This window comes from Geomonas sp. RF6 (genome assembly GCF_021044625.1).
Taxonomy (GTDB): domain Bacteria; phylum Desulfobacterota; class Desulfuromonadia; order Geobacterales; family Geobacteraceae; genus RF6.
Window position 1 is genome coordinate 1,148,223 of the sequence record NZ_CP087999.1, and the last position, 12,873, is coordinate 1,161,095.

The 12,873-nt window shown below is 59.9% G+C and carries 11 protein-coding genes; 9 read left to right on the top strand and 2 right to left on the bottom strand.

What is annotated here, in order from left to right:
* The first annotated feature begins 198 nt into the window (after positions 1-198).
* The 5 genes from mltG to coaE all read left to right on the top strand — a co-directional run bounded on the left by mltG (position 199) and on the right by coaE (position 7,143).
* Positions 199-1,218 (top strand): endolytic transglycosylase MltG, encoded by a 1,020-nt coding sequence (gene mltG, locus LPW11_RS04810; protein WP_331001610.1) that lies wholly within the window; start codon positions 199-201, stop codon positions 1,216-1,218.
* A gap of 321 nt (positions 1,219-1,539) precedes the next feature.
* Positions 1,540-2,520 carry a sulfite exporter TauE/SafE family protein gene (locus LPW11_RS04815; RefSeq protein ID WP_230997002.1) on the top strand — a complete coding sequence of 327 codons (981 nt, stop codon included), beginning with the start codon at positions 1,540-1,542 and terminating at the stop codon, positions 2,518-2,520.
* Positions 2,521-3,087: 567 nt separating this feature from the next.
* A complete protein-coding gene (locus LPW11_RS04820) occupies positions 3,088-3,852 on the top strand; it encodes a substrate-binding domain-containing protein (protein ID WP_230997003.1) in 765 nt (254 codons plus the stop codon).
* Between the two features lie 31 nt (positions 3,853-3,883).
* Positions 3,884-6,334, top strand: coding sequence for a methyl-accepting chemotaxis protein (locus tag LPW11_RS04825; protein ID WP_230997004.1), 2,451 nt, complete (start codon positions 3,884-3,886; stop codon positions 6,332-6,334).
* Positions 6,335-6,537: 203 nt separating this feature from the next.
* Entirely contained in the window at positions 6,538-7,143 is a 606-nt protein-coding gene (gene coaE / locus LPW11_RS04830) for a dephospho-CoA kinase (protein WP_230997005.1), read from the top strand.
* A gap of 76 nt (positions 7,144-7,219) precedes the next feature.
* Here coaE and LPW11_RS04835 read toward each other — a convergent pair whose 3' ends face one another.
* Positions 7,220-8,002 carry an IclR family transcriptional regulator gene (locus LPW11_RS04835; RefSeq protein WP_230997006.1) on the bottom strand — a complete coding sequence of 261 codons (783 nt, stop codon included), beginning with the start codon at positions 8,000-8,002 and terminating at the stop codon, positions 7,220-7,222.
* 278 nt (positions 8,003-8,280) lie between these two features.
* Between LPW11_RS04835 and LPW11_RS04840 the strand changes: the two genes are divergently transcribed.
* The gene (locus tag LPW11_RS04840) at positions 8,281-9,906 is read left to right on the top strand and encodes a sensor histidine kinase (RefSeq protein WP_230997007.1); all 1,626 of its coding nucleotides are present in this window, start codon (positions 8,281-8,283) and stop codon (positions 9,904-9,906) included.
* Between the two features lie 103 nt (positions 9,907-10,009).
* On the opposite strand, the gene LPW11_RS04845 is transcribed toward LPW11_RS04840, so the two are convergent.
* Positions 10,010-11,461 carry a sigma-54-dependent transcriptional regulator gene (locus LPW11_RS04845; RefSeq protein ID WP_230997008.1) on the bottom strand — a complete coding sequence of 484 codons (1,452 nt, stop codon included), beginning with the start codon at positions 11,459-11,461 and terminating at the stop codon, positions 10,010-10,012.
* A gap of 446 nt (positions 11,462-11,907) precedes the next feature.
* On the opposite strand from LPW11_RS04845, the gene LPW11_RS04850 reads away from it, so the two are divergent.
* Genes LPW11_RS04850 through LPW11_RS04860 form a run of 3 tightly spaced genes read left to right on the top strand, consistent with a single transcriptional unit; the run spans position 11,908 to position 12,844 of the window.
* A complete protein-coding gene (locus tag LPW11_RS04850; protein WP_230997009.1) occupies positions 11,908-12,138 on the top strand; it encodes a hypothetical protein in 231 nt (76 codons plus the stop codon).
* A 43-nt stretch (positions 12,139-12,181) separates the two neighbouring features.
* Positions 12,182-12,577: a response regulator gene (locus tag LPW11_RS04855; RefSeq protein ID WP_230997010.1), complete on the top strand. Its 396-nt coding sequence runs from the start codon at positions 12,182-12,184 to the stop codon at positions 12,575-12,577.
* 39 nt (positions 12,578-12,616) lie between these two features.
* The gene (locus LPW11_RS04860) at positions 12,617-12,844 is read left to right on the top strand and encodes a hypothetical protein (protein WP_331001596.1); all 228 of its coding nucleotides are present in this window, start codon (positions 12,617-12,619) and stop codon (positions 12,842-12,844) included.
* Positions 12,845-12,873 lie beyond the last annotated feature (29 nt).

The following is a 12,873-nucleotide window of genomic DNA, read 5'->3' on the forward strand; positions in this document are numbered from 1 at the left end:
GCGCCCACCGCAAACGCGGCGCCTCCCTTCAGCTGTCTACTGCCGCGAGGTCGGACCCGGAGACGTTGGGGTTGACCTCGCGCCGGCCGCACGCTATCATGCGGCCATTACATTATCAGGATATCAGCCATTAACGACCTTGCCGTCCTAAAGTACCTCAATAAACACCGCCGGAGAGCAATCTGCGTCTGCATCCTCCTGGCGCTTCTTCCCCTTGCCTCCTTCGTCCTCTTCCTCTCCATCCCCGCCGGCAACGGGAGCCGCAGCGCCATCGTGGAACTCGGGCGAGGGTACACCCTGCGCCCCCTCGCGGCCGAGCTCGACTCCCGCCGCATCATAACCAGTGCACGGCTCTTCACCCTCTATGCACGCATGAAGGGGAGCGACAGCCGGGTGAAGGCCGGATACTACCAGTTCAACGACGGCATGCGCCCCGGTGAGATCCTGGCAAAGATGGTGGCGGGGGATTTCTACGAGCGGCTCTTCGCCCTCCCGGAGGGGTACTCCACCTACCAGATCGGTGAGATGCTGGAGAAGCGGGGGCTCTTCAAAAGGGACGCCTTCCTGGAAGCGTGCCGCGACAGGAAGCTCCTTGCCGAGCTCCAGATAAATGGGGAGAGCGTCGAGGGATACCTCCTTCCCGGCGCCTACAACGTCCTTCCCGCCATGACGGAGCGGCAGCTCCTCCGCGAGATGGTGCAGCGCTTCAACGCACGGTACCGCGCCGGAGACGCCGCGCTCGCCGCCCGGGCGCAGCGCGCCGGGATCTCCCTCACGAAGCTCCTGACCCTTGCCTCCATGGTGGACAAGGAGGCGGTCCGGCCGGAGGAGCGCCCGATAATCGCGGCAGTCTTCGCGAACAGGCTGAACAAGGGGATGCGCCTGCAGAGCGATCCGACCGCAGTGTACGGCGTGCGCGCCTTTGCCGGCGCGGTCACCAAAAAGGACATCCTGCGCCCCTCGCCGTACAACACCTACCTCATCGCCGCCCTCCCCCCCGGCCCGATCGGGAACCCGAGCCCGGAGGCTGCAGAGGCGGTCCTGAACCACCCCCAACTCCCCTACCTTTACTTCGTTGCCCGCGGCGACGGCAGCCATTGCTTCAGCTCGACACTGGTGGAGCATAACCGGGCCGTGTACCGCTTTCTCAAGGCCCCCTCTGCATCGTGCGCGGTGAGCGCATCCCCGCAGAATCCCCCTCCGCAGGCACGGCGCTAGCCTTACCGACACTGCTCCTTTTCGCTTCGCTCTAAACGTGCGGTGGCGCATTCCGTGCCCGCGCGCGCCCTGTCTGCAACTTCGCCCCCCCCTAGCCCCCCCCCTCGTACCTGCGACTCCAGCCCCCGTCCCCCTTCCATAGCACCCGCTCCGAGTTTGGAATTTTTACTTAATTTTTGTTAAAGATCTTACCGCCTGCGCCGAAAGGTTACCTTGGGGAGCCGCTCCGTTGATGGAAGAGCGAAGGGGTCTGTTTCGTTCACCTCCATACAGCTCGCGGCGTCGGCGCATTCACCTCGAATCCTAAAAGGGAGGCAGGCTATGTCAGCTGGAGAAAAAATTATTTTGCAAGAATTGGCCGTAGATACTGGCGTTGCAGGTACTGGCGTCGTAGAACCCTCTGCGCGATCGTGGAATTTATTGTGGATCCTGCTCCCGTTTGTCGCAGTGGCAGTGGTGTTTCGCCTCTATAGCTCCCTCGATATCAAGGCTACCGTCGCCGGCTTTAGCACTGACGACATGATGCTCATTGAGACAATCCTCTTCTTTTCCGGCGTCATGAGCGGCCTTTCCGGCTTCGGGTTTTCGGCCGTCGGCGCAGCCACGCTCCTCTTCATGAGTCCCGTTCTGGAAGCTCCGCTGCTCCAGACGCTTTCCACCTGCAACCAGCTCCTTTCGGTAAAGCAGTTACGGGCCGATATGCCGAGTTTCGGGACCCCTGAGGCGTGGAAAAATTTCTGGGACGGGCCGGGATTCTGCATTCTGGGGGGAGTCCCAGGCTCCTGTCTCGGAATCTGGCTGCTCAGCCATCTTCCCGGACGGCAGCTAACGACCGCCTTCGGCGGGCTTTTGGTGCTGTACGCGATCTATTCGATCTTCAAGCCGGCGGGCGCGAAGTTGAAGGGCTTTGACGGTCCCATAACAGGCACGGTAGTCGGCTTTATTGGCGGCGCCCTTGGCGGGTTTACGGCATTTCCCGGAGCGGCTGTAGTGGTCTGGACAGGACTTCGGGATCTCCCGAAGACTCAGAATCGCGCCATTGTGCAGCCGTACATCATCATGTCCCAGCTTTTCTCGCTGGCGCTCGTCGCGACGTTGCATCCGGAATACCTGAGTCATGACTATTGGATGCTTCTCCTGGCCTCGTTGCCAGCCGTTTTGCCTGGGACACTGTGCGGGCTTTTCCTGTACAAGCGTATTTCCGACGTGAACTTCAGGCGCGTCTCGTTCCTGCTGTTGGGGCTATCGGGAATGGCCCTGCTTCTGAAGAATTTCGGATCGATCCTGACGCGGATGCTGTAAAGGGAACGGGGATACCAAGGGTCCGAGGCCGAGTGCTTCGGACCCTTCCCGTTTGGATGTATGGCGGGGCGCGTGGCGGACACAGGCAGTGTGGGTTCGTCGCTCCCCCTGCCTTAGCTTTCCCTCGTACAGCAATGCCTGCTGTGAAGGCTAACTGTCATAGCTGTCATTCACTGACTACCAGAGGAGAACTCTTTTCACTATTTCGCCTGACGCCTTCACACTGGCAGCGACATCTTCTAGGACTAAACACAGATACTGCGTGGCTATTTCGCAGCAGGGATCTTGTAACGGTAGAGCAACTGAAAGGGCAATGAGGGGGGCGGCTCTCGCTATGTCCTAGGACGGGCGGGCTGGTTGACTTTGGTATGTTCTAATGTATTTTGACAATGTGCTTTGCTCCCGTGACTGTTGCCCCTGCACAGTATCTACTATCAGCCGAGGGTTATCGGCCGGCATCAATTGATCTTTCCCGACCACCTGCGAATGATGAAACAACTGCTGCTTCACCCTGCTCATTTCCTGCAGGACAAAGAACGTGTCAACAACAGACATCAGGAGGGTGACATGAAAAAACAGATTCTTTCTCTTTTCGGCATTCTGCTTCTACTGTGCCTCGGCGCCACTGGCGCTTCGGGCGAAGAGATCAAGGTTGGCGGCGGCGGGGCACCTATCGACGGCTTTTTCAAGCCGGTAAAGGAGCCGTTCGAGAAGACAACCGGCATCAATATGACCTTCGTCTTCAGCAACGCGACCCTGGCATTCAAGCAGTTGATGGCAAACGAAGTGGACCTCTGCTCCGCAGGTATGGCTTACGACGATCTGGTCAAGGCGATGGAGAAGGAAAAGATGCCGGTTGCCAACCCCGGTGCCTTCAGCGCCACCACCATCGGTGCCAGCAAGATCGCCACCATGGTCCATAAGGACAATCCGGTGAACGCCCTCACACTTGATCAGCTGAAGGGTATTTTCACCGGGAAGATCACCAACTGGAAAGAGGTGGGGGGGAAGGATGCGCCCATTCTCATCGTCCTTACGAAGATCAATCCCGCCACCGTCACCTCCTTCAGGACCCTTGCCATGAGCGGAGAGCCGTATGCCACGGACGTCCTGGATGCCGGCAGCTTCGAGGACGTGCGCGAGAAGGTGGCGGCGAACCCGGAGGCGATCGCTTTCAATCCGGCGCCCAAGGTGGACCAGTCGGTAAAGACCGTGCAGACGCCGGAGGTTTCGCGCCCGATGATCGTCGTCACCAAAGGTGCGCCCTCGCCGAAGGTGCAGAAGCTTCTGGACTTCATGAAAGGTGAAGGGAAGAAGTACCTGAAGCAGTAGCCCCCAATCAGATCACTCAGATGGAGCAGACATGACCATCAAGACAAAGCTCACCCTGAATGTAGTCATCGTCATCATCATTGTGGCGGCGGTGGCGACTACCAGCATTGTAGCTATGGAGTTCGTGAAGAGCCGACTGCACGATCTGACTCAGCGCAGTACGCCCTTCCAGATGCGCACGGTGGAGTTCCAGCGTGCCATACAGGGAGCCACCGCCGATCTTACCAAAGTCAGCGCCGCCCGCACCCGCGATGAGTTCAACGGTTATAAAGCTGAGGCAGAGAAGTCCCTCGAGGACGTGCAAAGCGCGCAGACCGCGCTGCAGGCCCTTGCTGGCGACACGAAGATCGAGGCGTATGGCGCTCTGAGCAGCATCGCCAGCGAGCTCTTCACAGTAAGCGAGGGGCGCCTCAGGGCGAATGAAGATGCTGTCGCAGCGCGCAAGGCTATAGGGGACCGTCTGCGCGAGGCCACTGCGCGCCTCAAGGAGCTGGATAAAAAAACGAAGGAGCTGCAGGGCTCTACCTCTACCTCCTACAGCAAGTCGATGACCGCGACTACCGACGTCTCCGGGCGGGTGCGGGATTTCGAAGCAACGAAGCTCATAATGAAGGACCTGCAGTTGGGGCTCCTGCAGCTCGTGCAGTCGCAGACCAAAAAAGGGGTACTGATCTCCCAGGGAAAATGCAACTCGGACATCAAGAAAGTGCAGGAGAGCGCCATCATGAAACGCGCTCCCCTCATGGCCGCCGACGTGAAGATCGTCGCGGAGAAGTTCCCGAATCTGGTGAAGGCACAGATGGCTGTAGCGGGGCAGGCAGGTGCAGATACCGCCGCCCGGGATGCACTGGTTAACGAAATAACGGACAAGATGAATGCGGTGGTACTCTACCTGGATCAGGAAGGTGTGGTGGCGACCGACAACCTCGCGAGCGAGACCCGGAAGCAGAACTCCTATTTTGGCAATTCCACCCTCGCCACCACCATTATGGCTGCGAACTCGGAGCTCCTCTCTCTGGGGCTGAACGCACAGGGGCTCTCCGAGCGACTTTTCTCTGCCTCAAATGTGAAGGACGTAGCCGCGGTAGAAGGAGACCTCAACCGGGTATTTTCAAGGATTGCGGAGGTGGAGGCGGAACTCGGCGCCTCCCTCAAGAAGCTTGGCGCCCGTGGCGAGACGCAGCTCCTCCTTAATGCCCAGGGGGCGTTGAACTCGGTGCATACGGGGATCACCGCCCACGGCGGCGTGGTCATGAAGATACGCAACCGCCTGGAAATGGAGGCGAAAGCATCGGCGGCGATGGAGAAGCTGCGGGAGATAGTGCTGCAGCAGGCGGAGAAGGGAAAACAGACGGTATCGGTCGCGCAGGTGGACCAGGAGAAGGCGATTTCCACCGTGAACAGGATGGCCACCTTCAGCACCATGATCATTGGTGCCATCGGAGGGGGCGCCATCCTTTTCGGGATCCTGTTCGGCGTCTGGATCTACCGCTCCGTCTCCCGCCCACTGCACAAGTTGCTGGAGGTTTCCCACGCGGTCGCCGGCGGCGATCTTGCGGTCCATATCGACACTACCAACAATGACGAGGTGGGACAGGTGCAGATGGCGATGGCGGAAATGGTAAAGAACCTGCGGGAAATGTTCGCCAAAATCAAGGACGCGACCGGTAGCCTCGCCAGCAGCTCGGAGGAGCTTTCCGCCACCGCAACGGCGCTGCAGCGCGGCTCGGAGGAGCAGACCAGCCGCATTGACCAGTCCTCTACAGCCATGAGCGAGATGACCCAGAGTACCGTGGAGGTGGTGCAGAATTCCAGGGATACTTCCGACGCCGCGGAAAAAATGAAGCTTTTGGCGAACGAAGGAAAGGGAGCCATGTACGTGACCGGAGACGAGCTGAACCGCTTCGCCGCCTCCGTAAAGGCTACCGCCGACAGGGTCGAAAGTCTGGGGCAGCAGTCGGAGCAGATCACCGAAATCGTCACCCTCATCAGCGACATCGCCGATCAGACCAATCTCCTGGCGCTGAACGCAGCTATCGAGGCGGCGCGGGCCGGCGAGCAGGGGAGAGGCTTCGCCGTCGTCGCCGATAACGTGAAGCTCCTCGCCGAACGGACGAGTGAGGCGACCAACAACATCTACGAAACGGTGAAGGCGATGCAGGAGAGCGTGAAGGCATCGATAGCGCTGATGCAGGAGGAGCGTGCTTCGGTGGATCGGGTGCAGGAACAGGTGCAGCAGACACTGCAGGCGATGGATGAAATCACAGCCTATGTGGAGCGGGTGACGGGGATGGTGCAGCGGATTGCGGTAGCGGCAAAGGATCAATCATCCTCGACTGAAGACGTGTCCCGCAACATCGAGGGGATCTTCACCATCGCCCGCGAGCTGCGTACCTCCTTTACCGACATCAAGAGTTCCTCCGGCATGCTCTCCCACCTGGCCTCCGATCTCGACACCATGGTCGGGTGGTTCAAGCTCTGATAAATCGCTCCTCATCACTTTCGCCACCGCAGGTGGCACCACATCATCCTCAGGAGGCGAGGCGGGAATTCCCCCTCGCCTTTTCCTTTGCGCTCCAGCTGTCTGACCTCAGTAGTTGGTGAGCCGGAGCGGAAAAAAGTTGTCTTTTCCCTCATCATTGTCCATAAAACAAGTAAAGCTGCATAGGGGGGAGGAAGAAGGAAGTGCGCATAATAGGGCTTACCGGAGGGATAGCGTCGGGAAAGAGCACCGTCAGTGCCATCCTGGAGGAGGTGGGGTGCGTCATCATCGACGCGGACCTTATCGCCAGGGAAGTCGTGCAACCGGGGGAGCCTGCCTACCGGTCAATCGTGGCGACTTTCGGGGAAGGGGTACTCTCGCCGGACGGCACTCTCGACAGAAAGGCTCTCGGGCGCCTCGTCTTTTCCGACCCCGAGGCGCGCCGCGCGCTGGAGCGGATCACGCACCCGGCAATAGCGGAAAGGTCGCTCGAGCGGCTTGCCTCCTGCCGGCGGGCCGGCGAGAGCGTCGTCTTCTACGTCGCCCCTCTCCTCATCGAGGCGGGTGCACTTTCGCGAGTAACGGAGCTCTGGGTCGTCTATGTCGACGAGGAGACGCAGCTCTCGCGGCTGATGGAGCGCGAGGGGGTATCAAGGGAAGAGGCACAGGGGAGGATTTCGGCGCAGATGCCGATGGAGGAGAAGAAGGGATACGCCGCCATCGTCATAGACAACCGCGGTACGAAGGAAGCGCTCCGTGAAGAGGTGCTGCGCCTTTGGCGGGAGGAAGTGGGCGGCGAAGTGTCGTGAACGTCCCCCTCCCCCTTCAACGGAAGGCGCGTCACCTCCGCACCAACGAAAAAGGCCCCGTCTCCGGGGCCTTTTTCTACTTGTGGTAGCCGAGCTTCTGGGAGATCTCCTCCCCCGCCCTCATCACCAGCGGGATCAGTTCCTTCTCCATCCGCTCATCGGTGAAGCGCATGGCAGGACCGGAAACACTCACCGCCCCCACGATCCTGCGGGTATAGTCCCGGATCGGCGCGCCGACGCACTTGACGCCGGGATCCATCTCCTCGTCGTCGATGGCGTACCCCTGCTCCGCGATCACCTTCAGCTGCTTCTTGAACTCGTCGCGGTCCGTGATCGTCTTCGGGGTGTAACGGTGCATCTCCTTCGTCGGGAGATAGTTCTCCAGCTCCTCGTCCGTCATGTAGGCGAGCTGCATCTTCCCGGCGGCGGTGGCGTACGCCGGGAGCCTCGCCCCGACCCGCGGCACGACGCGGACAGTCAGGTCCGTCTCCACCACGTCGAGGTAGACGATGAAGCTGTCTTTCAGGATCGCCACGTACGTCGTCTCGTTGCACTCCCGGACCAGCGACTCGAGGACCGGGCGGGACTGGCGCAAAAGCCCCATCTGTCTAATGAAGGTCTGCCCCAGTTCCAGGGTCTTCAGACCGAGCCGGTAGTTCTCGGTCACCTTGTTCTGCTCGATATAATTTCTCGACTCCAGCGTCGCCAGCAGTCTGAAAACGTTGTTCTTGTGCAACTTGAGTCTCTTGGAAAGCTCGGTCACGCCGAGTTCGTCCACCTCGTCGTGAAACTGCTCCAGAAGATCAAGGGCGTGGGAGACCGCCTGTATAATGTATTCTGATTTCTCTTTTTTTGCCATGAGGTGCACCTGTCCGTTGATAAAATCGCAACTGCTCTAATTAGCCCGCCTGCACACTTCTGTCAAGACAATTTATTGCTTGATAATCTGCATTCATGTGAGTACACTCCGGCTGCCGTTCTATAACACCGTAGACCTTCGTGCCGAACAAAGGGTCAGGACGCGTACATCGGCTAAAGAGCTTCACCATTCTATAGAATAATGTTTTATCGTTGTCAAGCAGCAAAAGCCTTTAGCGCCCCGGCCTTTGCCTGCGTCACACCACAGGAGGGCCTGCGTTGCGCCTCAAGCTGATCGAAAAGCTGACCACGGCCACCAGTCGCCTCAACCTCATCTCCAAGCTCACCATCGCCACCAGCGTCGTGCTCCTTCTGGCGATGGCACTCTTTGCCTACCTCAACATAAACAACCTGAAGACCCTCCTCCTGCAGGAAGCGGTCTCCGACGCCGACAAGATCTCCGAGACGATCATCCGCGCGACCCATAACCAGATGCTGCGCGACGACCGCCCGCAGTTTTACAAGACGATGCAGGAGATCGGCGGGCAGCAGGGTGTGGAGCGCATCAGGCTCATCAACAAGACCGGCAGGGTGATCTTCTCCACCAAGGAGAGCGAGATCGGCACCATGCTGAACAAGCGCACCGACATCTGCGCCATCTGCCACGGCGGGAAGGAGCCGCTCGTCTCCGCCTCCTCCAAGAACAGGAGCAGGCGCATCTACGAGCAGGGGGGGAAGGAGCTTCTCGGGATCACCAACGCGATCTACAACGAGGAGAGCTGCTACACGGCGACCTGCCACTTCCACCCGGAGTCGTACAAGATCCTCGGCATCCTCGACGTCGTCGTCTCGCTGGACAAGATGTACTCGCTCCTCGACGCCTACCGCAACCGGATCCTCATACTCACCCTCGTCCTTTTGGGGGTCATGTCCCTCTCCCTCATGCTCTCCACCCAGAAGCTGGTGAACCGCCCGGTGCGGGAGCTCCTTGAGCACACGAAGCTCCTGTCGCGCGGCGAGTTCGGCGGAAAGGTCCCCGCCTTTGCAAAAGACGAGCTGGGAGAGCTCGCGGCCTCCTTCAACAACATGACGCAGAACCTGCGTACAGCGCACGAGGAGCTGGAGGGGTGGGGGCGAAACCTGGAGCAGATGGTACAGGAGCGCACGAGACAGCTCTCCCAGATCCAGGCCCAGCTGATCCGTTCCGAGAAGCTCGCCTCCCTCGGCCAGCTCGTCGCCGGCATCGCCCACGAGATCAACAACCCCCTCACAGGGATCCTCGTCTTCTCCTCCCTCGTGCAGGGTTCCCCGAAGCTGGACGAGAGCCTGCGCCCTGATGTGGCCACCATCATCAAGGAGACGAAGCGCTGCGCCAACATCGTGAAGGGGCTCCTCGAATTCTCCCGCTGCTCCAATCCCCAGACCGGCCCGGCCTCCATAAACGACATCTGCAACTCCGCGTTGTCGCTGGTGGAGTACCAGTCCCTCTTCATGAACATCGCGATCATCCGGGAATACGATGAAACGGTGCCGAGGCTGCAGCTCGATTCGAGCCAGATAGAGCAGGTCCTGGTGAATATATTTGTGAACGCAGCGCAGGCGATGCAGGGTGACGGGGTACTGGAGATCTTTAGCGGCGTCGACCGTGATGGCGGGTGGGTCTATCTCTCGGTGAAGGACAGCGGCTGCGGCATAGACGAGGAGCACCTGCCGAAGATCTTCGACCCGTTCTTCTCCACGAAGCAGAACAAGGGAACAGGGCTGGGACTATCCGTCTCGTACGGCATCATCGAGAAGCATGGCGGCACCATCGACGTGCAAAGTGAGGTCGGCAAAGGGACCATCTTCACGCTGAAGTTCCCGCTCCCCGAAGAGACAGAAGAAGCGGGAGCAGAGACCCCCTAGCGCCGGCGCCGTCCACCCCGTCCACCCCGTCCACGACAGACGCAAAAAGCCCCGCCTGCAACAGGCGGGGCTTTTGTCATGCCACGATCTTTTCGGGGGGCGACTATTCCGAAGCCTGCCCCTTTATGGAGATCCCCAGCTTCTTCACCAGCGCCTGGAAGTTCGGCCTCTGCATCCCGGTCTCCTCGGCAGCGCGGGTGATGTTCCAGTTGTTCCGCTCCAGGGCCTGCAGCGCAAATGCCTTCTCCACCGGCTCCACCGCCTGCTCCCTGATCAGCCTCTTCGTCTGCTTCAGCTCGTCAGCGCTCTGCGGCACGAACCCCGGAAGCATCCCCCCCCCCTGCTTCTCGCCGGAGCCGTGGAGCTCCAGATCGGAGACCTGGATCATCTCCCCGGCAGAGAGAACCACCGCGCGCTCGATGGCACCTTGCAGCTCCCGCACGTTCCCCGGGAAAGGGTACTCCTCCAGGAGAGCGAGCGCCGCGGGACTGATCCCCCTGATCTCCTTCCCGGTCTCCTCCGCAAAGACCTTCAGGAAGTGGCTTATCAGGAGGGGCTTGTCCCCCTTCCGCTCGCGCAACGGCGGGAGCTCGATGGGGATGATGTTCAGGCGGAAAAAGAGGTCCTCGCGGAAGGTCCCCTCCTTCACCATGGTGCGCAGGTTCTTGTTGCTCGCAGCGACGAGCCGTATGTCGAACGGTACCGGCTGCGTTCCCCCGATCGGAGTCACCTCGCGCTGCTGCAGCACGCGCAAAAGCTTCGCCTGCGTGGTGAGGGAGATGTTGGCTACCTCGTCAAGGAAGAGGGTACCGCCGTCGGCGACCTTGAAGAGGCCGCTCTTTGTGTGGAGCGCTCCGGTGAACGATCCCTTCACGTGGCCGAAGAGCTCGCTCTCCAGCAGGTTCTCCACGAGGGAGGTACAGTCGACCGCCACAAAGGGGTGAGAGCGACGCGTGCTGTTCTTGTGGATGGCGCGGGCCACCAGTTCCTTCCCGGTGCCGCTCTCTCCGAGGATGAGGACGGTGCTGTCGGTCGGGGCGACCTGCATGATCCGGTGGTAGACCTTCTGCATCTCCCGGCTCTCGCCGATGAAGGCGTCCAGCCCCTGACGATGCCTGAGGTCCTGCTTCAGCGAAAGGCTCTCCATGAGGACGGTGCGGTGCGCCAGCGCCCCCTGCACCTTGGCGAGGATCTGGTCCGGCTCGAACGGCTTCGCGATGTAGTCGAAGGCGCCGCACTTCATCGCCTCCACCGCGGTGTCGACCGTGGAATACCCGGTGATGATGATGACCGGCGTCTCCGGCTGGAGACCCTTGATGGCGGTGAGGAGCTCGATGCCGCTCATCCCCGGCATCTTCAGATCGGTGAGGACGAGGTCAAACCCCTTGTTCTGCATCATCTCCAGGGCAAGATAGCCGCTGGCGCTGGTTTCCACCTCCAGGCCGCCGGTTTCGAGGGTGCGCCGCAATCCCTCCCTGATCACCGGCTCGTCATCCACCACGAGGATGCGTGCCTGAATCTTTTCACCCGATACGCCTGCGTCTGCACCTTCCATCTCTATCCTCCCGCCCCAGAACGACTTTTCATGACATGAATACAATAACGGTACTGCCAAGTCAAACAAGAAATACGGCTTCCGGCGCGGCTTTGCGCCCCCCTGGCCGTTCCCTTCCCACCCTGCTACCCCTCTTATGAAGAAATATACAGGGTCATCCGCAGGTGTATATTTTTTTATGCTCCCCCGGGAACCATAAACATACTATGAAATACAGCCACATACAAGGCGGAAGCTTCATGGGGCCGCTTTTGTCAACTCCGGCACCCGTATGATTTTTTTATACACCGACTCCGTACCAGCTGCGTACCCGGCTCCATCCAAGCGTGTAATATCGGCTAGTTACAAGAATCCACAACTCCACCACGCATTGGTATGCGATCTGCAGTAGGGAGGGACATCTACGCCGCACCGGCAGGAACAAGATTCATTAAAGGAGAAACACCATGAAGACCTCGATCAAAGGAATCATCGCAGCCATCGCCGCCGCAACGCCGTCATACGCCTCGACAGGACAGGAAAGTGGCAACGGCATGCTGATGGCCCTTTTCTTCGGCTTTGCCGCCCTCATCATCGCGTTTCAGCTCGTCCCTGCGCTTCTGCTCCTCTTCGGGATGGTGAAGGGTCTCTTCTCCGCGGTGTCCGCCCCCGCCCAGCCGGAGGTGAAGCAGTCCTAGGTCGGGCCGCTTTCGCCACAACGCCAGAAAAGGGGTAGAGCACATGGTGGGACTTCTCATACTGGACAAAGACCGGAGCGCTCGGAAGATCCTCGCTGACATCCTCATCGAGGAGGGTTACGACGTCACGGTAACCGGCTCCGCTGCCCAGGCATTGCAATCCATTCTGAAAAAGAACGCCCACGTGGTGTTACTGGGAGAGCAGTTCGATGACATCTCGGCGGCAGAATTGATCCCCATCCTGAAGCAGTGCAACAAGGAGTTGAGTATCATCCTCGTCTCCAGCGACGCATCACTGCCGCTGATACGGAAGTTGCGCAAGGAAGGGATCTTCTACCACGCGCTGAAGCCGGTACGTGCCGAAGACCGCGAGGAGATCCGCCAGGCGGTACGCTGCGCCTTCGCCAATCTGTCCGCTGCACACTTTGCCATGCATTGAAAGACATTGCAGATGAAATCATTACAAGGGGGAAACACTATGAAAACGAAAGAATGCATGAACGCGTTGATCCTGTTGCTGGGGAGCTCCAGCAGCGCTTTTGCCGCCGGCGGCCGTGAGGACCACAGTGGGCTTCTGGTCTGGGCCTTCCTCGGCTTCTGCGCCCTTATCGTGGTGGCGCAGCTCGTCCCGGCCGTCCTGGTCATGCTCGGCATAGCCAAAGGGATGGCGCCGCAGGGAGCGCAGCAGAGCGCCTCCCACAGGTAGATACTTCCGTTCCACTCACATAGGAGACA

What these genes read in the sequence shown, in the direction of transcription:
- LPW11_RS04815 (WP_230997002.1), top strand. Translation starts at nt 1,540, where the DNA reads ATGTCAGCTGGAGAAAAAATTATTTTGCAAGAATTGGCCGTAGATACT.
- LPW11_RS04820 (WP_230997003.1), top strand. Translation starts at nt 3,088, where the DNA reads ATGAAAAAACAGATTCTTTCTCTTTTCGGCATTCTGCTTCTACTGTGC.
- LPW11_RS04825 (WP_230997004.1), top strand. Translation starts at nt 3,884, where the DNA reads ATGACCATCAAGACAAAGCTCACCCTGAATGTAGTCATCGTCATCATC.
- LPW11_RS04835 (WP_230997006.1), bottom strand. Translation starts at nt 8,002, where the DNA reads ATGGCAAAAAAAGAGAAATCAGAATACATTATACAGGCGGTCTCCCAC.
- LPW11_RS04845 (WP_230997008.1), bottom strand. Translation starts at nt 11,461, where the DNA reads ATGGAAGGTGCAGACGCAGGCGTATCGGGTGAAAAGATTCAGGCACGC.
- LPW11_RS04850 (WP_230997009.1), top strand. Translation starts at nt 11,908, where the DNA reads ATGAAGACCTCGATCAAAGGAATCATCGCAGCCATCGCCGCCGCAACG.
- LPW11_RS04855 (WP_230997010.1), top strand. Translation starts at nt 12,182, where the DNA reads ATGGTGGGACTTCTCATACTGGACAAAGACCGGAGCGCTCGGAAGATC.
- LPW11_RS04860 (WP_331001596.1), top strand. Translation starts at nt 12,617, where the DNA reads ATGAAAACGAAAGAATGCATGAACGCGTTGATCCTGTTGCTGGGGAGC.